Consider the following 22,824-nt stretch of genomic DNA (forward strand, 5'->3'; position numbering starts at 1 on the left):
GGCGGCCCCGGCCTACCAGCGGTCGCCGGGGGTTTCCTCCAGGGTCAGGGGGCGCTGATAGGATGCGTCGGTCTTGTCGCGCATGCCCTTCAGATAGCCCATGTCCTTGAAGAATTGTTCGTTGACGACCGAGGCGTCGCCCACCAGCAGCACGTCCACGGTCGAGCGCCGCAGCGCGATCTTCCACGCGCCGTCGCGCCGCTCCAGCCGATCGACATAGCGGCCCGCGATCAGTCGCCCGGTCAGGCCGTCGGGCGCGAGAAACAGGCCGATCACATAGCTTTCGGCATGCGCCTCATCCCCGTCGATCTCGCAGGAATGGGTGGTGATGTTGTGCAGATTCTGCTGGCAGCTCGCCGCGTGCACCATGTTGGCATAATCGGAATAGGTGTCGCCCGCACTGATGACCACGCCATGCTCGTCGGTGCCGTCGGCATGGTAGGAGCTGTTCAGCACGTCGCTGTCGTGGCGATCGCAGCCGCGCGCGTTGCGCGCGATGCAGTCGAGAATGTCGCTGCGGTCCATCAGATATTGCAGCTTGCGCTCCAGCTGCGCGAGACGGTCGGTATCGGCCATGGTCGGCTCCTGCTGCTGTCGGCTCAGCGGATGATCGCGGGATATTGGACGAGTGGCGCCACCTTGTGGGTCTCGCGGTAGGAGACCGGCTGGCGCCCGTCCTCGTCGGTCAGGCCATATTCGCGGGCGACGTCGGCGATGATGAGCGTCTGGCCGTTGCGATCATGGAGGGCGGGATCGGCGTAGAGCGCGCCCAGCACGCGGCCGGTGAATTCCGGCGTTTCGGCCATCTTGGCCACGTAATCGAACTTCACCGGATCGGATTCGATCACCATCTTCAGCCGCTCGGTGAGCAGCGCGCCCATCCAGACCGACAGAGCGGTGATCCCGAAGTCGCGGAATTCGACCCCCATGTCGTGGGCGAACTTGTCCATGCTCGCCTTGTGCGCGCCATAGGCCGGGCCGAAGACGTAATGCGCCGCGCCGGACCCCGAGGTGAAGACGACGAGGCCCTTCTTCCGCGCGGCCATCATCGGCGCGGCATAATAACTGGAGACATAGCTGCTGCGGACGCCGACCTCGATCATGTCGACCAGCCACAGGGGCTTCTCCCAGAAATTGCCGGGGGCGGTCAGCTCGTCGTGGACGGCGGCGGCATTGTTGACGAGGATGTCGATCCGGCCCTGCTCGGCCTCGACCTGGTCGAACAGCGCCTTCACCTGCGCGTCGTCCGCATGATCGACGCGCACCGGGATACCCTTGCCGCCCGCCGCCGTGACGGCCTCGGCGGTTTCGTAGATCGTGCCGGGCAGGCTGGCGTCGCCCTTCTTTTCGGAACGGCCGGTGACGTAGACCGTGTGCCCGTAACTGCCGAGGCCGATGGCGATGCCGCGCCCCGCGCCACGGCTGGCGCCGGTAACGACCGCGATTGGTATATTATCGGACACTCTCGCTCTCTCCCGTGATGGTTTTGCATTATGATTGGGCCGCAGGGCCGGTGTCGGTGACTTCGACGATGCCTGTTCCGGCTTCCGGCCAAGGCGAACGGATGATCGGCGGCGCAGCTGACAGACCGACAAGATATCCAATATCGATGCGAATTGGGCCGTGTCGGACAGAGTTTTGTCGATCTCCTTCGTGATCTGCTCTTCGATGCGCCAATTCGTATATATTGCTGATCCGCCCCGATGGAGGAGTCAATTCATATTGAGCGCATGATGAAAGATCGCGATTTGATCGTTCGGGCGATATGCAGCGGAGGCGGGCAAGCCGATTAACGCGATTTTCTGGGGGTTTGGCTAGGGTTTGGTGCGGTGTGCGTTTCCGGGCCGAGTTGACGGCTATTAGTTATTGGATACTTTACGCTGAGCAATCGCAAAATGGGTCGATGGATTTCGTTGGCCGGTGCGATGGCCGCAGTCGCCGTGTAGGGCGGCTCGCCAGCGTCATCACGAGAAGAGAATGGCCGGGATCCACCGGGCATCAGGGGAGAGGTCGATGAAGATAATGGCGTTCGCCGGGGGCATGCGCCCCGCATCCGTGAAATTGTCGCTGCTGGGGGCCGTGGTGATCGGCGCCGGCCTGTCGTCGCCGGTCATGGCGCAGACCGCCGCCAAGCCAGCCGCCGCGCCCACGCCGGAGCCGGGTGAGATCATCGTCACCGCGCAGCGCCGGGCGGAAAAGCTCGAGAACGTTCCGATGGCGATCTCGGTGGTGCAGGGCGACGCGCTGGCCAAAGCCGGCGTCACCTCCTTCCAGGATCTCGGCGCGGTCGTCGCCGGCGCGCAGGTGAACTTCGCGGGCGCCTTCACCCAGCCGACCGTGCGCGGCGTGACGACGCTTACCAACGGCAACAATATCGAGAACAACGTCGCGGTCTATGTCGACGGTTTCTACGAACCGAGCCCGCTGGTCATCAACGCCGACCTGCCCAACCTTTCCAGCATCGAGGTGCTGAAGGGGCCGCAGGGTACGCTCTACGGCCGCAACGCCACGGGTGGCGCGATCCTGATGAACACCCTGGCGCCCGCCAGCACCTGGACCGGTCGATCGGAGATCACCTACGCCCGCTTCCAGGACAAGCGCGCCAGCGCCTATGTGTCAGGCCCGCTCTCGGATAATATTCGTATCGGCGTCGCCGGCTATTATCGCCATACCGAAAGCTACATCCGTCTGGCGAGCGCGACGCAGATCGGCGAAAGCACCGGCGGCGCGACACCGATCCGGCAGGCGGCGGTGCGGGTGAAGCTCGAGGCGGACCTTTCGGCCGACATCAAGGCGACCGTCGGCTACAATTACGTCCATGTCGATGATCCGCGCAGCAACATCTTCACGCCGCGCGCGCATATCGCGTCGACCGTCGCGCCGCCGCCACTGCGCGCGATCGATGAGCGCGCCGCCTCCTTCAACGGCGACACCTATGCCAAGGCATCGAACGATCAGGGCACGCTGAAGCTCGAATGGAATGTCGGCATCGGCAAGCTGACGACCTATACCGGCTATTCCGAAAGCAGGCAGCGCCTGCGTTTCGACAATGACGGCACCTTCCGCGATCTCAGCGCGACGGCGATCCGCTTCCGCCAGAAGACCTTCCAGCACGCCGCCGACTTCACGATCGACGCGATCGACAATCTCGATCTGATCGTCGGCGGACTCTATTATCACGACAAGATCACCGACGATCCGTTCACCCAGTCGCTGGGGATCAACGGCACGGTCAATTTCAACATCAAGGGCCACCAGACCACCAGGGCCTGGGCCGTCTATGCAGACGCGACCTATCATCTGGGCGATTCGATCAGCATCAACGTGGGCGGGCGCTACAGCGACGATCGCAAGGATGTCGACAGCCTGACGGCGACCCCGGCGGGCGTCGCCGTCGTCGGCCCGCTCTCGCGCGGCGACGGCTGGTCGAAATTCACCCCGCGCGCCACGGTGCGCTACGAATTCGCGCCGCGCACCAACGTCTATGCCTCCTGGTCGCGCGGCTTCCGTAGCGGCGCCTTCAACTTCACGCCGCCGGCGGTGGCGTCGGCCTGGGCGGCCGTGCGGCCCGAAACGATCGAGGCCTATGAGCTGGGGCTCAAGACGGCCGGCCGGGGCTTCCGCTTCGACGTCGCGGGCTTCGTCTACAATTACAAGGATCTGCATGTGAACGTGGCGTCGCGCAACGCCGCCTGCGGGCCGGTGCCGGCGCCGCCGGCGGTCGATACCTGCCAATCCTTCTTCAGCCAGTTCCAGAATGCGCCGAAGGCCGAAATCTACGGCATGGACACGCAGATCACCGTGACCCCCGTGGCGAACCTCAACCTGCGGGCCGGCGGCGCCTATCTCCACGCCCGCTACAAGAATTTCATCAACGCGATCGGCACGGGGCTCAACCCGGTGACGGATACCAACGTCATCAACCAGCCGCAGAACTGGTCCGGCCAGCAGATGGCCCGCGCGCCGCGCTTCGCGGGCAACGCCGGCTTCGATTACAATATCCCGATGGGCGACGGCGGCGTGATGTTCACCGGCAACGTCAATTATACCGACAGCTATGTGGTCAACAACGCCTCGCTGTTCGGGCCGCTGGCCGGCGCGCTCGCCAACCAGCAGCGCTATCGCCAGAAGCATTACGCGCTGGTCAACGGCACGATCACCTGGACCGATCCGACCGGCACCTACCACATCGGCATCTTCGGGCGGAACCTGACCAACCGCCGCTATCGCATCACCTCGACCGGCAATTCCAACGGTGACTATGGCAGCCTCGCCGAGCCGATCACCTATGGCGTGCGGGCCGGGTTCAACTTCTAAAAGGGGGCGTCGGTCGCCTTTCGGGGCGGCCGGCGTTATATTCGTCCGGTGCGGCGATGGTCGGCGTACGGGATGAGAGGACAGGCCTATGGCCGCGACGCGGCGGGTTGGCGACGAAGGCTCGGCCACGCGGACGGCGCTGCTCGACGCGGCCCAGCAGCTGATGTGCGACAAGGGCTATGCCGCCGTCACCTCGCGGCAGCTGGCGGCCGTCGCCGGGCTGAAGCCGCAACTCGTCCATTATTATTTCCGCACGATGGACGATCTGTTCCTGGCGCTGTTCCATCGCGTGGCGGAGGATTTGGCCGACAGGCAGATGGCGGTGCTCGACGCGGACGATCCGCTGGAAGCGCTGTGGGAGATGAGCCGTACGGCCACCAGTTCGGCGCTCAGCATCGAATTCGTGGCCATGGCCAATCATCGCAAGGTGCTGAAGGCCGCCATCGCCGATTTCGGCGAAGCCTATCGCAAGCGGCAGAGCGTCTTGTTGTCGGGCATGCTGAAGGCGCGCGGCATCGACACGGCCCAATGGCCCGCGCCCGCCGTCGCCTTCATCATCGAAAGCCTGACGCGCTGCATGGGGTTCGAGGAGGCGCTCGGCATGTCGGGCGGGCACGCTCAGACGCTGGCGATCGTGCGCGACCTGATCGCGGGCCCCGCCAGGGCCGCCCGGCGTCGATCGAAGGCCAGCGCGCCGATCGACGCCTGATCCACGGACGGGCGGCGACCCGGCGGGCCGCCACCCCGCCCATCAGTTCAGATAGCGGCCGCCGTTGACGCTCAGCGTGTGGCCGGTGATGTAGTCGGCGTCCTCGGAGGCGAGGAAGGCGACGGCGGCGGCGATGTTTTCCGGCCGGCCGGGATGGCGCATCGGCGAGATCGACGAGACCATCGTCACGTCGACCGGCGATTCCCGCAGGCCTTCGGTATTCACGAAGCCCGGCGGCACGTTGTTCACGGTGATGCCGCGCTGGGCATATTCCAGCGCCAGCCCCTTGGTGAAGCCGATCACGCCGCCCTTCGACGCGGCGTAATGGGCGTGCCACGGCGATCCGCCCTGCGCCGACGAGGAGGAGATGTTGATGATCCGGCCCCAGCCGCCCGCCAGCATGTCCGGGATCATCGCCTTGCAGCAGAGGAATGGCCCCTTCATGTTGATCGCCATCAGATCGTCCCACACCTTCTCGGTGATGTCCTCAAACTTCACGAACGGGGAGAGGGCGGCGTTGTTGACGAGGATCGAGACCGGCCCGAGCGCGTCATGGGTGGTTTCCAGCGCGCGGGCGATCTCGTCGGCCTTGGCGGAGTTGCAGGCGGCGGCGACGGCCTGGCCGCCCGCGTCGCGGATCATGGCGGCGGTCTCTTCGGCGCCGGCACCGTTCAGATCCCATACGCCGACGGCGGCGCCATCCCTGGCGAGGTGAATGGCGATGGCCCGCCCCAGGCCCCGGGCAGCCCCGGTCACGACCGCGACCTTACCTTGCAGCGACATCTCTCTCTCCCTTGTCATATGAGGGGATCGGCGCTGGCTTCTTCGGTTGGATACATCGATCCGCGCCGCATCGGTGTCAGCCTTCGATCCGCGAGGCGGAATGTCACAGGGGCGAGGCGGTCAAGTCAAACGAGGCGACGTGATATCGTATATATGGCGACATATACCGCTGGGGTGATATCAGCGGAGCGCAAAGGTTACGGGCAATTGGCGTCCGTGACGAACCATGTGCCTGCTTTCAGGCGAACACGACGGAAACCGCATGAAACCCACCGATCATTCCCCCGTCGTCAGCCAGCGTGTCGCCGATCTGCTGGCCGAACGTATCCTCTCGGGCGAACTCAAGCCCGGCGAGCGGATCAAGCAGGACGTGCTGACCGAGGAACTCAACATCAGCCGCATCCCGGTGCGGGATGCGCTGCGGATTCTGGAATCGCGCGGCCTCGTCTCGCTGCGCGCCAACGCCGGCGCGCGGGTCACGAGCATGACCACGCACGACATGGAGGTCTCGTACAAGATCCGCGAGCGGCTCGAACCGATGCTGCTCGAGGAAAGCGTGCCGCACCTGACGGACGGCGACATCGAGGAGATGCGCGACATCCTCGACCGGCTGGACGCGGTGACCGACGTCGAGGCGTATCTCCCGCTCGACCGGCAATTCCATTTCGCCGCCTATCGCCGCCACAATGCGCCGCAGCTCGCGCAGATCGTCGAGCGGCTGTGGGATACGACCCAGCCCTATCGCCGCGCCTATACGAAGCTGTCGCTGAAGAACGGCGCCCGGATCATGCAGACCGAGCATAAATTGCTGTTCGGCGCGTTCGAGCGGCGCGAGGTGGAGACGGCGCAGGCGACCCTGGTCATGCACATCCGCCGCACCCGCATCGGCCTCGTCAACTACGGCTATCTGATCGGCGCGGCGCCCGTGGTGAGGACCAGCACCTTCTAGGCGTGAGCAGGCCGGGCGCCGATCATTTCAGGGTGGCGAGATAGTCGATCAACGCGGCGCGTTGCCTGGCGTCAGCGATGCTGATCATCATCCGCGTCCCCGGCACCAGCTTGGCCGGGCCGGCGAGATAGGCATCGAGCGTCTCGGCGGACCATGTGAGTTTCGCCGCCTTCAGCGCCGGCGAGTAAGCGAACGGGGTCGCGGCCGCCTTTCGGCCGACCACGCCGCGCAGGTTCGGCGCCAGGATCGCGGGCTTGGCCGGATCGGTCGCGTGGCAGGCCTGGCAGCGCTGGCGAAACAGTTGCTCGCCGCTCTGCTGGGCGATCGCCGGGGCGGCCGATGCCAGCGCCAGCGCCGCGACGATGCGAACGATCATGCCTGTCTCCCGCGTCATCACGACCAACTCATATCCTGCTTGGTGAAAGGGGTCCGGCGCAGGCGCCTGCCCGTGGCGGCGAAGATCGCGTTGCCGATCGCCGGCTGGATCGGGCCGGTCGGCGCCTCGCCGATGATCGCCATCCGCTCATGGCCGGAAAGCGCCCCGAAGTGGATGTCGATCGCCGGCGCCTCGTGGATGCGGGTCATGCGATATTCGTCGAAATTGCCTTCGACGATGGCGCCGTTCTTGACCGTCAGTTCCTCGAACAGCGCCGCGTTGAGGCCGAACATCGTGCCGCCCTCGATCTGGGCGCGCACCGCGTTGGGGTTGGCGATGCTGCCGCAATCGAAGGCGACATCCACCTTCGCGACGCGCAATTCACCTGCCTTGCTGACCGCGACCCGCGCCACCGTCGCCACGACCGATCCGTTGTCGGGGATGCTGGCGACGGGCCAGCAGGAAATGGCGATGCCGAGCCCCTCGCCGCGGGGCAGCTTGCCGCCCCAGCCCGCTTTCTCCGCCGCCAGTCGCAGCGCGTCGCTCCACGGTTTCCCCCAGTGGGCGAGCAGCTTGAGGCGATAGTCCAGCGGGTCGATCCCGGCGGCGACGGCACATTCGTCGATGAACGTCTCCAGCGTGAAGACATGGCTGTTGTAGCAGGGCGCGCGCCAGGCGCCGTTGAGGATATGGATCGGCAGGCTCGCGCCGGTCAGCCGGATGTTCGGAATGGCCCCGCCATGGAAGTAGGGCTGGTCCGAATAGCCCAGCGGCAGCTTGAACGTCTGGCGCGTGCCGACATAGGCCATGTCTCCCTCGACCGCATTGGGCAGGCCGGTCGCGTCGTCCAGCGTCGCGCGATAGCGGGCGAAGATCGGCGTGCGGTAGCGCCCCTGCCGGAAGGTCTCCTCGCGCGACCAGATCACCTTGATCGGCCGGCCGGGAAATTCCCTGGCGACGGCGACGGCCATGCGGACGTCGTCCGCCTGCGTCCGCCGGCCGAAACCGCCGCCCACGAAGGTCTGGTGGACCGTCACCTTTTCGGGCGGCAATCCGGTCTCGTCGATCACCACCCAATAGGCCTGCTGCTGGTCCTGCGTCGCCACCCAGGCCTCCGCGCGATCCGCCGTCACCAGCACGGTCGCGTTGAGCGGCTCCATCGCGGCATTCTCGCAATACGGCGTGCCGTAATCCGCCTCGACGACGCGCGTGCCGCTCGCCTTGGCCATCTCTCCGGCGGCTTTCAGTATCTCGCAGCCGGGTTTGCCGCGAAGGGCGCGGGCGGCGGTGTAGATCGCCTCCGCATCGGCCCATTGCGTCCCGCCGCCCAGATCCCATTCGACCGGCAGGGCCTCCAGCGCCTGCCGCGCCTGCCAATAATGATCGGCGATCACCGCGACGCCGCTCTGCGCGGTGGTATCGCCCATGCCGAAGGTGCTCTTGTCCTGCACGGGGCTGCCGCGCGATTTCGCCGGATCGATCACCACGATCGCGCGGACGCCCGGCATGGCGCGCACCGCTTCGGGCGTGTGGCGCTTCAGCCTGCCGCCGTGCACCGGGCATTGCAGCAGCGCGGCATGCAGCATGCCCGGCACGCGAACGTCGATGCCGTAGGCGGCCGTGCCGTGGACGATGGCGGGGACGTTGAGCTTGGGGAGCGATGCCTTGCCGATCAGCCGCCATTCGCCGCGCGGCTTGGGCGTCGGCTCGGCGGGCAGGCCGATCCTGGCGGCGTCGGCCGCCACTTCGCCGAAACGCAGGGTGCGCCCCGTCGCCGCATGGCTCAGCACGCTGTCCTTCACGGCAATGTCGGTGGCGGACACGCCCCATCGCGCCGCCGCCGCCGCTTTCAGCCGCTCCCGCGCGCTGGCGCCGAGCTGGAGCAAATGGGCCATCCGCTTGGCGGCGGTGCTGTGCCCGCCGAAGAACGGCTGGAAGCCGACCGCATAGACGCCGTTTTCGATATGGTTGCGCTGGATCGAGGCGAAGGCGACGCGCACCTTCCCCCAGTCGCACGCCAGCTCTTCCGTCACCGTCATCGCCGCCTGGGTCATGGCGCCGTTGCCGATCTCGGGCTGGGGCACGCGCACCGTCACGATATCGTCCGGGGCGATCTCGATCCAGGCGCCGAACTCGCTGCCATGGGGGCTGTCCGGTCCCCATGGGCCGCTCTGGACCGGATCGGCCTCGCGCGCGACGGCGCGGCCGATGCCGAGCGCGAAGCCCCCGCCGACGGCGGCGGAGACCAGGATGAAGCGGCGGCGATCGAGGGTGATGCTGTTCATGGCGATCGTCCGTCAGGCCGGTTCGAGCGCGGCGCGGTGGATCGCGGCGCGGACGCGGGGGTAGGTGCCGCAGCGGCAGATGTTCGAGACCGCCGCGTCGATGTCGGCGTCCGCCGGCCGGGGAATCTTCTTCAGCAGATCGGCCGCGGCCATGAGGATGCCGGCCTGGCAGTAACCGCATTGCGGCACGTTCAGCTCGTTCCACAGCGTCTGGAGGCGGGCGCCGCCGTGATGCGCCAGCCCCTCGATCGTCACGATCTCCGCGTTTGCCACGCTTTCCAACGGCACCTGGCAGGATCGGGTCGCCTCGCCGTTGAGATGGACCGTGCAGGCGCCGCATTGGGCGATCCCGCAGCCGAATTTGGTGCCCGTCATCCCGAGATGGTCGCGCAGCGCCCACAGCAGCGGCGTCGCCGGATCGATGTCCAGCGATTGCGCCACGCCGTTCACCCGCAAGCGGATCGCCGCCATCAGGGCCTCCGCTGAACGGGGCGGGGCATGAAATCGGGTGCCATCGGATCGTCTCTCCTTCAGCCGGATCGACGAGACTTTCCGTCGTCCGGTCTTGGGCGTGACGCCAGAGCCACGCTGATTGGCACATGAAATGCTGTGCATATGCTCAGCATGTCAAGCGCGTCACCGTTGGAATCATCTTACGAACCGCGTCCCGCCTTATACAATTGCGCATTCATCGCCGGGGCGGCTTCGGCGACCGGTGCGGTGACCCCGGGCGTGGCGTGCGGTAGCAATCGGGCAAAAGCTGGGAGAAGGACGGATGGCAAAGCTGGATCTGAGCGAGTTTCGACAGAATTGGCGGCCGCTCACGGCCTGCTTCCTGGGGGTCGGCTCGGCGCTGTCGCTGAACAATTTCGTCGCGAGCAATTTCGCCCCCTACCTCATCAAGGAATTCGCCTGGACCCGCGCGCAATGGGCGATGACGGGCACGGTGGTGCTGCTGATCTTCGTGTGCGTGCCGATCGCCGGGCGGCTGGCCGATCTCTATGGCGTGCGGCGGGTCGCGTCGGTCGGCGTCGTCAGCTTCCCGCTCAGCTATGTGGCGATCGCGCTGATGAACGGCGACATCCGGATATTCTACGCCATCTGCATCCTTCAGGTGGTCCTGCGAAACGGCGGGATCAGGATCAGCGCGGCGACACCGCAGACCGCCGAGAAGGTCGCGACGGCGGCATAGCCGGCGCGCCGCCTCATCGTCGCCCGTGAGCGTGATCCGGTGATTGGCGACGACGTGCGGAAAACGGGTAATGGCCCCGGCCGTCGCGATCGAACTGCCGATAGGCGTCGGCCAGGCCGGCCTCGATCGCCTCGGTCCCCTGCATCTCGCCCACGGTGACGATCACCCGTGCATCGGCGGCGAAGACGCTGTCGAAGGCGTCGAAGTCGCCGCTGTCCAGGCAGCGTGAATATCGAAGGCGCAGCTCGCGGATCTCTTCGCGATCGAGCAGCGCCGCGAGACGCGGGTCGAGGCCCCCGATCGCCGCGCCGCTCACGCCGCGGTCTCGGTCGCAGCCTGCTGCGGCCATGTCGGATAATCCGTATAGCCTTTCTCGCCCGACGGCCCGTACCAGGTGGCGCGATCGGGAACGGCGAGGGGGTGGCCGTTCCGCAGGCGGTCGACGAGATCGGGGTTGGCGATGAAGGGCCGCCCGAAGGCGACCAGATCGAGGTCGCCGGACTTCAGCGCCGCCTCGGCGCTGTCCCGATCGAACCCGCCGGCGGCGATCAGCGTGCCGCGATAGGCCTGGCGGAAGGCGTGGGCAAAGCCCTCGGGCATCCGCTCGGCGCCGATCGTCAGCTGGTCGCTGAGATGCACATACGCGAGCGGACGCGCGTTGAAGGCGGCGGCCGCCGCGACCCAGGTTTCGGCTTCGTCGGGATAGGCGTGCATGTCGAACAGGCGGCCGAACGGCGAGATGCGAACGCCGACCCGGTTCCCGCCGACCTCGGCGACGAGCGCGTCGATCGTCTCCAGCATGAAGCGCAGGCGGTTCTCGATCGAGCCGCCATATCGGTCGTCGCGCCGGTTGAGCGTGCCGTTGACGAACTGTTCGAACAGATAGCCGTTCGCCCCGTGCAGCTCGACCCCGTCGAAGCCGGCGTCGATCGCCATGCGCGCGGCGCGCACGAAATCCCGCGTGATGCGCGCCATCTCTCCGGTTTCGAGCGCGCGCGGTTCGCTCACGGGAACGAGGCCGGGCGTGCCGTCCTCCCCATAAGCGAAAGCGCAAGAGGCGGGGCCGCGCGTGGCGGCGGAGGAGACAGGCGCCCGACCATCGGGCTGGAGCGTCGCGTGCGAGACGCGGCCGACGTGCCAGAGCTGCGCGAAGATGCGGCCGCCTTCCGCATGGACGGCGTCGGTCACCCGCCGCCAGCCGGCGGCCTGCTCGGGCGTATAGAGCGCCGGGTTGAACAGATAGCCGCGCCCTTCGATCGAGACCGGCGCGCCTTCGCTGACGATCAGGCCGGCCGTCGCGCGCTGACGATAATATAGCACGGTCAGATCGTCCGGAATCGTGTCGATCGCGCGGGCGCGCGTCATCGGCGCCATGACGATACGGTTCGGTAATGCGAGACCGGCGAGGTCGAACGGGGAGAACAGCGTGCGCAAGGCGGGAATCCTTCGGGATACAGCGGTCGAGAGGTCACAGCCGATCTATCCCTTCACCGGCGCAAGATAATCCGCTTGTAAGGCAAGACACTTCATCCCACAGCTCTACAATGATCCATCAGGACCGCTTCACGGGCCTTGCCGAGTTCGTCACGACCGTACGCAACGGCAGCTTCACGTCCGCCGCGGCCCACCTGGGCGTCACCAGTTCCGCCGTCGGCAAGAGCCTGTCCCGTCTCGAGGCGAAGCTCGGCACCAAGCTGATGCACCGGACGACCCGGCGGCTGACCCTGACCAGCGAGGGCCAGGAATATTTCGAGGCCTGCGTCCGCATCCTCGAGGATCTCGACGGCGTGGAGAGCGGCATCACCACCGGCCGCGAAAGTCCGGTCGGAACGATCCGGCTCAACCTGCCCGCCGCCTTCGGGCGTCGGCATGTGATGCCGGTGCTGATGGGCCTCACGGCGCGCCATCCGCGCCTCGACCTGTCCGTGATGTTCACCGAGCGCACGACCGACATCGTCAACGAGGGCGTCGATCTCGCCGTCAGGATCGGATCGCTGGGCGACGATGCCGACCTGACGGCCCGGCGACTGGGCACGCAGCGGCTGCTGATCTGCGCGTCGCCCGCCTATATCGCCGCGCAGGGCGCGCCCGCGACGCCGCGGGACTTGCTGACGCGCGACTGCATCATCGGCTGGCGGCGCGTGCCGAGGCCCACCTGGCTGCTGAAGGACGAAACGGGCGCGGTCGCCCGCCACGAAATCCACGTACGCCTAGAATTCAGCGACGGTGACGCGATGGTGCAGGCGGCGCTCGCCGGCGGCGGACTGTGCCAGCTGCCGACCTGGCTGATTTCCGACGAACTGGCCGCCGGCCGCCTCGTGCCCGTGCTCGATGCATGCGCCGGCGCCGAAATGCCGATCCACGCGGTGTGGCCGGCGTCCCGCTATCTCCAGCCGAAGCTGCGCGTCGTCATCGATGCGCTCGCCGACGCCGCCAGCATGGCGGGATCGGGCTTCAACCCGTAACCGTCGCGGGTAGTCGCCGCCTCGATCACCTGTTCGCGGCCGTCATTCTCGGCACCGTCATCTGGGCGGTTTGGGAAATCGGCTTTGACTGGTGGCCGCTCGTGCCGCGCGGCGATCTCATCTTCCTGATGGGGGCGCTTCTCGCGACACCGTGGATTACGCGCCGCCTGCGGCCGGGGACTTCCTTGAGGGCCAAGGCCGGCCCCTTGATGTTCGCGCTCGGCGTCGCCACGGTCGTGGGTCTGGTATCGCTCGCACGGGACGTCCACGATCAGGATGGCACGCTCCCCGGACCCCGCGCGGCGGTGACGGCCAATTATGCCGGCGTGTCCGACGATGACTGGACAGCCTACGGTCGCAGCTGGTTCGGCGACAAATGGTCGCCGCTGACCCAGATCATGCCGCAGAACGTGAACAAGCTACAGGTGGCCTGGCACTATCACACGGGCGATCTGATGCGGGCGAGCGGCATTGCCCAGGTGGTTATCACAACGAGGCGGATCACCTCGGGCAATGAGTTGAAATAGCGAAACGGGCTGGGTGGCTTCTGATGGCGAGGCATATCGCCGCGCTACCTGGCGTTTCCCAACGGCAGATGCACCTGCTCTGACAGAGTCAATCCATGTGATCCGCGACATATCCCGGCGTCTTGGCCATCTGCGGCAGCAAGGCGGCGAGCAGGGCGACGGCGACGAGCCAACTGCTCACCACCTTGATCGCGATCTGCCAGCCTCGCGCCAGGATCAGGCGGGCGGGCAGGGTGAGGAGCAGGCAGGGGAGGGCGCGCCACAGATCGGTTCGGGCGCCTTCACCCGCGATGACGGCGCCGGCGGCCAGCCCGGCCATCGGGGCGAGGGCCAGCGCCAGCCACGTCGGCACGCCGCCGGGCAGGTGGATCAGCGCGCAGGCGAGGATCAGGATGGCCCAGCAGGCGAGGAAGGCGATCTCGATCGAGGGGCCACCGATGGGCAGGAAGCTGCCGGCCACGGCGGCGCCCGCCGTCAGCAGGATCGCGGGCAACACCACCCGGCGGGGCGCGAAGGCCAGCATCAGGGCGAAGGCGACGCACAGCAGCGCCGCCGGAAGCGCGCCGCCTCTCACGGGATTGCCCGGTACAGGAAATAGACGCCCGTCGCCGCGATCAGCCCGCCGACGACGCGCGTGGCGATCTCGCCGCCCGGCCTGTCGTTGAGCAGCCCGAGCAGGATGCCGGCGACGTGGAGCAGGCCGGTCGCCAGCACGAAGCCCAGGCTGAAGGCGATCGGGTCGGCGATCGAGGGCAGCTCGGCGCCATGGGCATAGCCATGGAAGATCGCGAATATCGCCACCAAGGTCACCGCGATCCACACCGGCGCGCGCCAGGCGAAGGCGATCGCCCCGCCCAGCAGCAGCACGGACAGCGCGATGCCGATCTCGACCGGCGGCATCGGCACGCCCGCCATCCCCAGCGCGCCGCCGAACGCCATCACCGTGGGGAAGATCACCGGCAGCAGCACCACCAGCGGCCGGCCGAGGAAAGCGCCCCAGATGCCCACCGCCACCATCGCCAGCAGATGATCCGGCCCGGACAAGGGATGGTGGAAACCCGCGAGGAAGCCGCCGGTCAGCGACTCGTCGAGATGCGCCGATGCCGGACCGGCGAGCAGGACCAGCGCCAGCGCCGCGATGATTTTCAGCAAGGGCGAGGGGCCGGAACGAAACGACATGCCAAATCCTTGCGTAGAGGGAATCGTTCGACGGGCCGCCCGTGTCACCGGCTTGGCGCAGCGATCGGGATCAAGTCAAACCTTCGTCGCCCGGTTGTGATACGAACGGCGGCAACGACAGGATGCAGGGAGCGGATCGCATGGCGAAATACGGGTTGCCGATCACTTTGACGGTGGGTGTCGGCGTGGCGATCGCGGCGCCGGCGCTGGCGCATGATTTCTGGCTCCAGCCCAAGGGCTTTCAGTTCCCGGCACCCGCCGCCGCGCCCTTTTCGGTGCTGGTGGGCCATGGCCCGGCGCGCGAACGCTGGTCGGGCGATCCGGCGCGGGTGAAGTTCCTGATCGCTGTCGGCCCCGACGGGCGGCAGGATCATCGCGCCGACCTGGGCAACAGCAGCGGCGGCAACGGCGTACTGCGCTTCGCCAGACCGGGCACCTATGTGTTGGCGATGCAGACCACGCCGGCGGCGAGCGACCTGCCGGCGCTGCGCTACAACAGCTTCGCGGCGGAAGAGGGGCTGACCCCCGCGCTCGCCCTGCGCCAGCGCACCGGCCAGACCAACGCCAACGGTCGCGAAACCTACAGCCGGCGGGTGAAGGCGCTGATCCAGGTCGGCCCGACCGATGCGCCGCAGCCGCAGGTCACCCGCCCGGTCGGCCTCACGCTGGAGATCGTGCCCGAGAAGGACCCCTATCGCCTCAAGGCCGACGAGCCCTTGCCGGTGCGCATCCTGTTCGAGGGGCGGCCGCTGGCGGGCGCGCTCGTCAAGCTGACCAACCTCGATTTCGACACCCGCCCACTGGAAACGCATCGCAGCGACAGGGCCGGCCGGGCGATCTTCACCGTGCCCGATCATGGCGCATGGCTGATCAACGTGATCTGGACCAAGCCGATCAGGGGCAATCCGACAGCGGATTTCGAGACGACCTTTTCCAGCCTCACCTTCGGCTACGGCCCCAAACGACGCTGAGACCGACCCGGACATGATGACACCCACGGCGTCGGGTACGCCGTGGGTGTCTATCCGCCAGGCAGGACGGATCAGTTGTCGATCGGTTCGGCCGTCAGGTTGACGGCCGGAACGTCGGTCGCGGCGGGCTTGTTGGCCGTGGCCGTGCTGGCCGCGTCGAACGCCGCGGCGAAAGGCGTGCTGATGCGCGACTGGATGCTGGCCGTCGCGGTCGGCGTTGGCGTGGGGGAGGGGGTGCTGGCGGTCCCGCCGGCACTCCCCCCGCCGCAGCCCGAGAGGATCAGTGGCCCGAGGGCCACCATGCCGAGGTTGCGGAGACTGCGCGTCATGATCGGGCCCTTCACTGGACGGCCGGCGCGGCGGCGGCCGCGTTGCGGGCGGTGCGCGGCGAGCCGGGGATCGGCGTGTTGAGGTAGGGGAAGCCCGTACCCAGATCCCGCGCGCTGATCGGCGCGCCATCGGTATAGGCGACCATGCCGGTCGGCGCGTTGGCGGGGGTGCACAGGCCGAGATCGGTGGCGACGCGGTTGATCGGCACCGGATGGCACAGGCGGCCCATCGCCACGCGCAGGGTGATGTCCACCGTATCGTCACCCGGACGGCGCCCGTTGGGGAAGCCGGCGAGATCGTCGCCCGCCACGCCGAAGGTGCTCTGGGTGGCGCGCGGGGTCGGCGCGATCGCGGTGTTGAGGCGGATCATCTCCGATGGCGTCACGCGCGACATCTGGTTGAGCGTACGGATACCGGTCAGGAAGGTCGCGACCAGATCGTTGCGCGGGAAGTTGTTGGGCGCCAGATTGGTGAAGCTGGTGCCCAGCGTCGCGTTCACCGGCGCGCGGAACAGGCGATCGAGGATCGCCGGGAGCGTCGGATTGGTGACGTAATCGCCCAGCGCCGCGTCGGCGGTGGGCTTCACGGCGTTGAACAGATCCTTCTGGTTCAGGCCGATCACCAGCTCGTTTACGAGCGGCATACCCAGGCGCGAGACCTGGACATAGGCGCCGCCCTGAAGCGCCGGCACCGCATAGGTCGGCGTCGGGTCGCGCAATTCGGCCTGCGGCAGGCTGGCGGTCGACCACACGCCGACGACGCCGTTGCCGCCGCCGGTGATGCAGGTGATCGGCAGCTCGATCGCGATCGAGGTGACGTTCTTCTTGCCGACGAGATCGTCGTTGTTGCGGCTCTGGCGGATGCCGCCGGGGAAGCCGCGGCCGTCATTGGCGCCCGGTGCGCTGTCGCCCTCGATCGGCACGAAATTCACCAGATCGAAGACTTCGCCCAGATTGACCGCGAACGCCTCGGCACGCTGGCCGACGAACACGCGGCCCGCCGTCGAGCAGCTCGGCAGCGCGACGTTGTAGACATATTGGTTGGCGTAGCCGGCGTAATCGGGGATAGTCTTGTTGCCGGTATTGTCGATCGGCTTGGTGAAGGTGGTCGATCCGCCCGTGGAGGCCGCGATGGCGGCGCGGGTGCCGGCGCGGCGATCGCCGGTGATCTGGGTGACGGTGTAGGTCTCCAGTTCGCCCACGTTCGACTGGTCCGTGGCGGTCGCCGGACCGGCGGCGCGCAGCGCGATCGGCAGGGTCTTGTCGCCGATCGGCAGGGTGATGCCGGTGCCGTTGCGCAGCGTGTTGGTGAACTTGAACTGGTAGGTCAGGTTTTCGATGGCGTCGCCGTCGTTATCGATGTGGATCTCGTAGATCGCATCGGGGTCCATCGTGAAGTAATTGGGGCCGCTGCCGGGGCTCTGGTCGGGCTGGAAATTGGCGATGATCGTCACGAAGCCCTCGCGGCCCGGCTCGTAGCTGCGGAAGGCGTAGACGTCGGTATTGTCCACCTTCGGCCGCTCGGTGATGCCGGGCGCTTCCCGGTGGCTGGAGGCGAATGCGGTGGCGTTGGCCAGGCAGAGCGATGCCATCGCCGTACCAAGCGCGAATTTCCCGAGCAGCTTCATTCCCGTCTCTCCCTGTTCATTCCGCCGCACGGCCGCGCCGTCCGGATATTCCCGATGGTCGATGGACCTAGCCCTCACCGAAGCTACGTGCCCGGCGAGGGCGAAGTTGCACCCGCGATGCGCGGGCCTCGAATTTCGTTGGCCACCGGCGGTCCGGCGGTGAGGAACAGATCGTCCCACCGCCATTGGCCGGAACCGAGGGCCAGCACCGTGTCCGGCGGGCCGGCCAAGGTCAGCAGGCTGGGGCCGGTCTGCGTTTCGGTGCGGCATATGCCGGGCGCCTGCGCGACCGTCGCCAGCACCGCCTGCCGCACGGTATCGAGCGCGCGATGGCTCGCCCGGTCGGCGCCGTCGATCCAGCGGCCGTCCCACAGCATCACCGCATTGGCGACCGATCGGGCGTCATGCGGCAGGCGGCCGAGGCTCGCCTGCACCGCCGCATCGCCCCGCAGCGCGTCGCGCACCCGTGCCGCCAGATCGCACGGCTCGCCGATCCCCGTCGAGGTATCGGTGATCGCCATCACCGGCGGCGCGATCGAAAGCGGGGTGGGAACCAGCGCGACCGGGATGATCGGTGCCGGCACCGGCTCCGCGTCGGGCGCCGCCTCGGTCACCGCCGGCATTTCGGCCGGGGCGGACGCGACATCGAACAACGCGATCGATCGCCCTGCGGCGGGCGCGTTTACGGGCGCGCCATGCGCCATGGCGATCAGCCCCAGCGCGGCCGCGTGCAGCGCCACGACCGGCACCACCATCCAGCGTCGACGGGTCGGCGCGGACATTGCTATCTCCGCGCCCCGCCGATCACAGCGCCAGCTTCATGCCGAGCGTCATGTTGTAGAATTCGCGATCCTTGTCGAACTGGACATCATAGCCCGCGAAGAAGGAGATCGGCCCGCCGCCGCCGATGTCGAGCGACCCGCCGGCGTTGTAGTAATTCCGGCGCAGCGCGGTTGTCGTGAAGGTGAAGGGCGTCGGCGTCGCCGTGTTGAGGAAGCTGGCGCTGATGAGGTGCTGGCGGTTCTGGAACTCGTGATACCAGCCGCCGTGGACACTGGGCTTCACCGTCGCGCCCATGATCTCGAACGACTTGGCCGCGCGCAGGGCGAGGTTCGATCGCAGCGATTCATCCCGCGCCCGCGAAATGGTCAGCGCGCTTACGCCGCCCAGCTCGATGAAACCGTCGATCTTGGTGTAGGCGTAGCGGACCGAGGCGGTCGGCTCCAACTCGAACCCGCCGAAGTCGTAGGCGAGGCCCAGAGTGCCGCCGCCGGCATAGACCGTGCCCTTGGTGCGCGCCGAATTGCTGTCTCTGAACGCGCCGATCGCAACGTTGCGGGTCACGGCCCAGGTCAGGTCGTTGTAACTGCCCCAGCCGGTCACATAGGCCGGGCCGACCGATGCGGTGGCATAGAGGCCGCCGAAACCATTCTCCAGCCGCCCGCGCGACGCGTTGGGGCCGAGGTGGGCGTTGGTGCTGCTGTAGCCGCCGAACGCGCCGACCGCGACCGTCGGCATGATCTGATAATCCGCGCCGCCGATGAAGTGATATTCGTCGGTATCGGCGCCGTAGCGATCAATCGCCGCCTTGTAGCGGCCATAGCGCGAGCCGCCCGAGATCCAGAGGTTGGCCTTGCCGTCGGCGTCCAGCGCCGCGCGCGAGCCGTCGCCCATCGCCGCGCCGGTGCGGCCGGCGCGGGTGACGCGGCCGATCGTCGTCTCCTGCGATTCCACAGCGTTCAGCGAGATATCGGGCAGATTGCTGTAGGCCGCCGGGCTCAGCGCCAGCAGCGCCGCCGATTGCGCGCCGGGCGTGGCGAAGGTGCCGTCGATCGCGTTGAACAGCGCCAGCGTGTTGCCGGAAGGCAGGCCGACGAAGCCGTCGAGCACGCCGCCCACCGCCGCCTGATTGGGCGTCGTGCCCATCGACGCGAAGGATGCCAGCTGCACCGCGAGGCCGTTATAGGTGGTGTTGCCGGAAAGCGCGCCGATCAGCGTCGCCGCGCCCGTCGTCAGGTTGATCGAATAGAGCGAGGTCACGCCCGTCGTCGGGTTGGTCAGCGTCGCATAGGCCGCGCCTTCACGCGAGATATCGAAACCGACCGACCCGGTGCTGGCCACGCCGGTCGAGCCGACCGTGAACAAGGTGCCGTTGTTGGGCGAGACCGTCGCATTGCCCTGCGTCGCGAGGCGGGCGGGCGCGAGGCCGCCGCGATTGTCGATCACATACAGCGTGGTCGTCGTCGCGCCGGCGACGCTGTTGGTATAAGCCGCGCCCGCCACCGTGGCGATCTGGCCGGCGCTCGCATCGGTCGTGGCGTAGGCGATAGGCCCGTCGATCGCGGCGAGCGCGCCATTATCGGGGTTGATCCGCACATCCTGACCGACCTGCGTGATGAGGCGGATACGATCGACCGTCGGATTGAAATCGAGCGCGATCGACGAGATCGTCGGGATGGCCGGGGTGCCGACCGCCGTCGCGGCGCCGGTGCGCGAGTTGATCGCATAGAGCTGGCCGACGTTGCTGACGCCGTAGAGGACGCGCGGGCTGGCCGGGCGATAGTCGATGCCGCCGATCGTGGTGCCGGCGGCCACGCCGGTGATCGCGACCGATCGTGTCACCGTTCCGGGCGCCGTCGCGCCGATCGAAACCAGCGTGTTGCCCGCGCCCACGGTCTGAAGGGTCTGCGCCGACGCGCCCCCGGCCATGCCCAGCGCCAGCGCGGTGGTCGAAGCCAGAACAAGCGGCCTGAAATACGTCACGCGCATGGAAATCCCCCCTTTTGTTGCGAGTAAAACTATTGCCCGGCGATTTCGTTCATCGGAGGGCAAGATTTATTTTCACGCAAAACATTGATTTCAATAGGAAACGCATAAATTCAAAATTGGCGCATTTTGGCTAGTTTTTGATACGGAGGCGCGGCGTACAAAGTTTCAGCGCCCGATAAATTATTTTTGAGATGCACCCGAGCGGCGTTTTGCTGCGTAGCGGTCGGGTATGGCGCCGCGTGCGAGCGCCATCGCAGAGGGGGAAGCGGATGCGGGCGGCGATCGTGATGGCGGCGGTTTGTCTGGTGGGCATTGCGGGGGATGCCGTCGCGCAGACAGGGCCGGCGATCCCAGTGATCGATCGGTCGCTTTCCAGCGAGGGCGAGATCGTCGTCTACGGCCGCTCGCTGCCGCAGATCGGCCTGGCGCTGTCCGGCTCGCAGGGCGTGGTCGGCTATCGCGATTTCGAGGACCGGCCGCTGTCGCGCGTTGGTGAACTGGTCGAGAACGTGCCGGGCGTGATCGCCACCCAGCACTCGGGCACCGGCAAGGCCAACCAATACTTCCTGCGCGGCTTCAATCTCGATCACGGCACCGATTTCGCGGGCTTTGTCGATGGCGCGCCGGTCAACATGCGTACCCACGGGCACGGCCAGGGCTATCTCGACCTCAATTTCCTGATCCCCGAGCTGGTCGAGCGGATCGATTATCGCAAAGGCCCGTATTTCGCCGACACCGGCGATTTCTCGGCGGCGGGTACGGTGAAATTCACCACTGTCGACCGGCTCCACGCGCCGCTGATCGAGGCGACGGTCGGCAGCTTCGGCTATTATCGCGCGCTGGCGGCCGGCAGCGCCAGCCTCGGCGACGGCCATCTGCTCGCCGCGATCGACGGCACTCTCTCCGATGGCCCGTGGGTGCTCGACGAACGGCTGCGCAAGGTGAACGGCCTCGTCAAATATACGGCCGGCGACTGGAGCCTCGGCCTCACCGGCTATCACGCCACCTGGGCCGCGACCGATCAGGTGCCGCAGCGCGCGGTCGATAGCGGCCTGATCGGCCGCTTCGGCAATATCGATCCCTACCTTGGCGGCACCACCACCCGCATCGGCCTCACCGCCACCGGCCGCGCCGCCGATACCGCGATCAATCTCTACACCATCGCCTACAGTTTTCGCCTCACCTCCAACTTCACCTACTTCCTCGACGATCCGGTTAATGGCGACGAATTCCAGCAGCGCGACCGGCGACTGATCTTCGGCGGATCGCTCGCCCGCGATTTCCCCACCACGATCGGCAGGTTGCCGGTCACCGTCACCCTCGGCAGCGAAGGTCGCTACGACGCGATCGGCAAGATCGGCCTTTACGACAGCATCGCCGGCATGCGCGGCGCGCCCGTCCGGCAGGACAAGGTGGATGAGGCGAGCGGCGCGCTCTACGGCCAGGCGACCGTGGCGCCCACCGATCGCCTCCGCCTGACCCTCGGTCTGCGCGGCGATCTCTACGGCTACAAGGTCCGCGCGCAGACGCTTGCCGCCAATTCGGGCAGGGGCACGGATTTCATTCTCGGCCCCAACGCGGCCCTCGCCTGGCGGGCCGCCGATCATCTCGAACTCTACGCCAATTACGGCGAGAGCTTCCATTCGAACGACGCGCGCGGCGCCACCATCCGCATCGATCCCGTCACCGGCGACCCGGCCGATCGGGTGCAATTGCTGGTCAAGGCGCGCGGATCGGAAGTGGGCGCCCGCTACGAACGATCGCGCTTCAGCGCCTCGCTGGTGGCCTATTATCTCACCCTCGGCTCGGAACTGGTGTTCTCCGGCGACGGCGGCACCACCGAACCCAACGACGCCACCCGCCGCTACGGCGGGGAGGCGACCCTCTTCTGGCGCCCGCTTGCCTGGCTGGCACTCGATGGCTCCGCCGCCCTCAGCCACGCCCGCTTCCGGGGCGTCGCCCCCGGCCGGACCCGCATCCCCAATTCGGCGAGCAACGTCCTGTCCCTCGGCGCCGCGATCGACCTGCCCAGCGGCCTCTCCGCCTCCGCCCGCCTCCGCCACTTCGGCGCCGCCCCCCTGATCGAGGACAACACCGCCCGCTCGCGCGCCACGACGCTGGTGAACCTCGGCACCTACTACCGCGTCGGTCGCTTCAAGCTGGGCGTGGACCTGCTCAACGCCTTCGGCTCGAAGGACAACGACATCACCTATTTCTACGCATCGCGGCTACAGGGCGAAGCGGCGGGCGGGGTCGAGGATTATCACGTCCATCCGGTTGAGCCGCGACAGGTGAGGGTATCGGTGCGAGCGTCGTTCTAGTTCGATGGCGCTGATCTGCGGCCC

General features: G+C 67.4%; 22 protein-coding genes. 8 read left to right on the plus strand and 14 right to left on the minus strand.

Annotation, left to right across the window (positions count from 1 at the left end; all coding sequences use genetic code 11):
* Window positions 1-12: 12 nt before the first annotated feature.
* The gene (locus PQ455_RS04160; protein WP_273689457.1) at window positions 13-576 is read right to left on the minus strand and encodes a nuclear transport factor 2 family protein; all 564 of its coding nucleotides are present in this window, start codon (window positions 574-576) and stop codon (window positions 13-15) included.
* 23 nt (window positions 577-599) lie between these two features.
* Window positions 600-1,463: an SDR family NAD(P)-dependent oxidoreductase gene (locus PQ455_RS04165; RefSeq protein ID WP_273689459.1), complete on the minus strand. Its 864-nt coding sequence runs from the start codon at window positions 1,461-1,463 to the stop codon at window positions 600-602.
* A gap of 550 nt (window positions 1,464-2,013) precedes the next feature.
* Between PQ455_RS04165 and PQ455_RS04170 the strand changes: the two genes are divergently transcribed.
* Together PQ455_RS04170 and PQ455_RS04175 are read left to right on the plus strand one after the other, a co-directional pair.
* Window positions 2,014-4,317, plus strand: a complete 2,304-nt coding sequence (locus PQ455_RS04170; protein WP_273689460.1) for a TonB-dependent receptor — start codon at window positions 2,014-2,016, stop codon at window positions 4,315-4,317.
* Between the two features lie 88 nt (window positions 4,318-4,405).
* Entirely contained in the window at window positions 4,406-5,026 is a 621-nt protein-coding gene (locus tag PQ455_RS04175) for a TetR/AcrR family transcriptional regulator (RefSeq protein ID WP_273689461.1), read from the plus strand.
* A gap of 42 nt (window positions 5,027-5,068) precedes the next feature.
* On the opposite strand, the gene PQ455_RS04180 is transcribed toward PQ455_RS04175, so the two are convergent.
* Window positions 5,069-5,809, minus strand: coding sequence for an SDR family NAD(P)-dependent oxidoreductase (locus PQ455_RS04180; protein WP_273689462.1), 741 nt, complete (start codon window positions 5,807-5,809; stop codon window positions 5,069-5,071).
* A 262-nt stretch (window positions 5,810-6,071) separates the two neighbouring features.
* Between PQ455_RS04180 and PQ455_RS04185 the strand changes: the two genes are divergently transcribed.
* Window positions 6,072-6,758: a GntR family transcriptional regulator gene (locus tag PQ455_RS04185; protein ID WP_273689463.1), complete on the plus strand. Its 687-nt coding sequence runs from the start codon at window positions 6,072-6,074 to the stop codon at window positions 6,756-6,758.
* A 22-nt stretch (window positions 6,759-6,780) separates the two neighbouring features.
* Here PQ455_RS04185 and PQ455_RS04190 read toward each other — a convergent pair whose 3' ends face one another.
* Genes PQ455_RS04190 through PQ455_RS04200 form a run of 3 tightly spaced genes read right to left on the minus strand, consistent with a single transcriptional unit; the run spans window position 6,781 to window position 9,890 of the window.
* Window positions 6,781-7,134, minus strand: coding sequence for a c-type cytochrome (locus PQ455_RS04190; protein WP_273689465.1), 354 nt, complete (start codon window positions 7,132-7,134; stop codon window positions 6,781-6,783).
* A 17-nt stretch (window positions 7,135-7,151) separates the two neighbouring features.
* A complete protein-coding gene (locus PQ455_RS04195; protein WP_273689466.1) occupies window positions 7,152-9,419 on the minus strand; it encodes a xanthine dehydrogenase family protein molybdopterin-binding subunit in 2,268 nt (755 codons plus the stop codon).
* Window positions 9,420-9,431: 12 nt separating this feature from the next.
* A complete protein-coding gene (locus PQ455_RS04200) occupies window positions 9,432-9,890 on the minus strand; it encodes a (2Fe-2S)-binding protein (RefSeq protein WP_273689468.1) in 459 nt (152 codons plus the stop codon).
* Window positions 9,891-10,194: 304 nt separating this feature from the next.
* Here PQ455_RS04200 and PQ455_RS04205 point away from each other — a divergent pair, with 304 nt between their 5' ends.
* Window positions 10,195-10,611: an MFS transporter gene (locus tag PQ455_RS04205; protein ID WP_273689469.1), complete on the plus strand. Its 417-nt coding sequence runs from the start codon at window positions 10,195-10,197 to the stop codon at window positions 10,609-10,611.
* A gap of 13 nt (window positions 10,612-10,624) precedes the next feature.
* On the opposite strand, the gene PQ455_RS04210 is transcribed toward PQ455_RS04205, so the two are convergent.
* Window positions 10,625-10,927: a nuclear transport factor 2 family protein gene (locus PQ455_RS04210; RefSeq protein WP_273689470.1), complete on the minus strand. Its 303-nt coding sequence runs from the start codon at window positions 10,925-10,927 to the stop codon at window positions 10,625-10,627.
* Window positions 10,924-12,045 (minus strand): alkene reductase, encoded by a 1,122-nt coding sequence (locus PQ455_RS04215; protein WP_273689472.1) that lies wholly within the window; start codon window positions 12,043-12,045, stop codon window positions 10,924-10,926. The genes PQ455_RS04210 and PQ455_RS04215 overlap by 4 nt, the downstream gene beginning before the upstream one ends.
* Window positions 12,046-12,155: 110 nt before the next feature.
* On the opposite strand from PQ455_RS04215, the gene PQ455_RS04220 reads away from it, so the two are divergent.
* Window positions 12,156-13,076, plus strand: coding sequence for a LysR family transcriptional regulator (locus PQ455_RS04220; protein ID WP_273689474.1), 921 nt, complete (start codon window positions 12,156-12,158; stop codon window positions 13,074-13,076).
* 101 nt (window positions 13,077-13,177) lie between these two features.
* Entirely contained in the window at window positions 13,178-13,603 is a 426-nt protein-coding gene (locus PQ455_RS04225; protein WP_273689476.1) for a hypothetical protein, read from the plus strand.
* A gap of 88 nt (window positions 13,604-13,691) precedes the next feature.
* Here the strand turns inward: PQ455_RS04225 and PQ455_RS04230 are convergent, their stop codons facing one another.
* Both PQ455_RS04230 and PQ455_RS04235 read right to left on the minus strand, forming a co-directional pair.
* Window positions 13,692-14,177, minus strand: coding sequence for a hypothetical protein (locus PQ455_RS04230; protein WP_273689478.1), 486 nt, complete (start codon window positions 14,175-14,177; stop codon window positions 13,692-13,694).
* Window positions 14,174-14,782 (minus strand): HupE/UreJ family protein, encoded by a 609-nt coding sequence (locus PQ455_RS04235; protein WP_273689480.1) that lies wholly within the window; start codon window positions 14,780-14,782, stop codon window positions 14,174-14,176. Before PQ455_RS04235 ends, PQ455_RS04230 begins: the two co-directional genes overlap by 4 nt.
* A 140-nt stretch (window positions 14,783-14,922) precedes the next feature.
* Between PQ455_RS04235 and PQ455_RS04240 the strand changes: the two genes are divergently transcribed.
* Window positions 14,923-15,753 carry a DUF4198 domain-containing protein gene (locus PQ455_RS04240; protein WP_273689481.1) on the plus strand — a complete coding sequence of 277 codons (831 nt, stop codon included), beginning with the start codon at window positions 14,923-14,925 and terminating at the stop codon, window positions 15,751-15,753.
* A gap of 71 nt (window positions 15,754-15,824) precedes the next feature.
* On the opposite strand, the gene PQ455_RS04245 is transcribed toward PQ455_RS04240, so the two are convergent.
* From PQ455_RS04245 to PQ455_RS04260, 4 genes are all read right to left on the minus strand, one after another.
* Window positions 15,825-16,082 (minus strand): hypothetical protein, encoded by a 258-nt coding sequence (locus PQ455_RS04245; RefSeq protein ID WP_273689482.1) that lies wholly within the window; start codon window positions 16,080-16,082, stop codon window positions 15,825-15,827.
* A gap of 11 nt (window positions 16,083-16,093) precedes the next feature.
* A complete protein-coding gene (locus PQ455_RS04250) occupies window positions 16,094-17,710 on the minus strand; it encodes a DUF4331 domain-containing protein (RefSeq protein ID WP_273689483.1) in 1,617 nt (538 codons plus the stop codon).
* 83 nt (window positions 17,711-17,793) lie between these two features.
* Window positions 17,794-18,492: a hypothetical protein gene (locus tag PQ455_RS04255; RefSeq protein ID WP_273689485.1), complete on the minus strand. Its 699-nt coding sequence runs from the start codon at window positions 18,490-18,492 to the stop codon at window positions 17,794-17,796.
* 22 nt (window positions 18,493-18,514) lie between these two features.
* Complete coding sequence (locus PQ455_RS04260) at window positions 18,515-20,479, minus strand: DUF4394 domain-containing protein (protein ID WP_273689486.1); 1,965 nt, start codon at window positions 20,477-20,479, stop codon at window positions 18,515-18,517.
* Between the two features lie 269 nt (window positions 20,480-20,748).
* Between PQ455_RS04260 and PQ455_RS04265 the strand changes: the two genes are divergently transcribed.
* The gene (locus PQ455_RS04265) at window positions 20,749-22,800 is read left to right on the plus strand and encodes a TonB-dependent receptor (protein WP_273689487.1); all 2,052 of its coding nucleotides are present in this window, start codon (window positions 20,749-20,751) and stop codon (window positions 22,798-22,800) included.
* The last annotated feature ends 24 nt before the right edge of the window (window positions 22,801-22,824 follow it).

This window comes from Sphingomonas naphthae, assembly GCF_028607085.1.
Lineage (GTDB): Bacteria > Pseudomonadota > Alphaproteobacteria > Sphingomonadales > Sphingomonadaceae > Sphingomonas_Q > Sphingomonas_Q naphthae.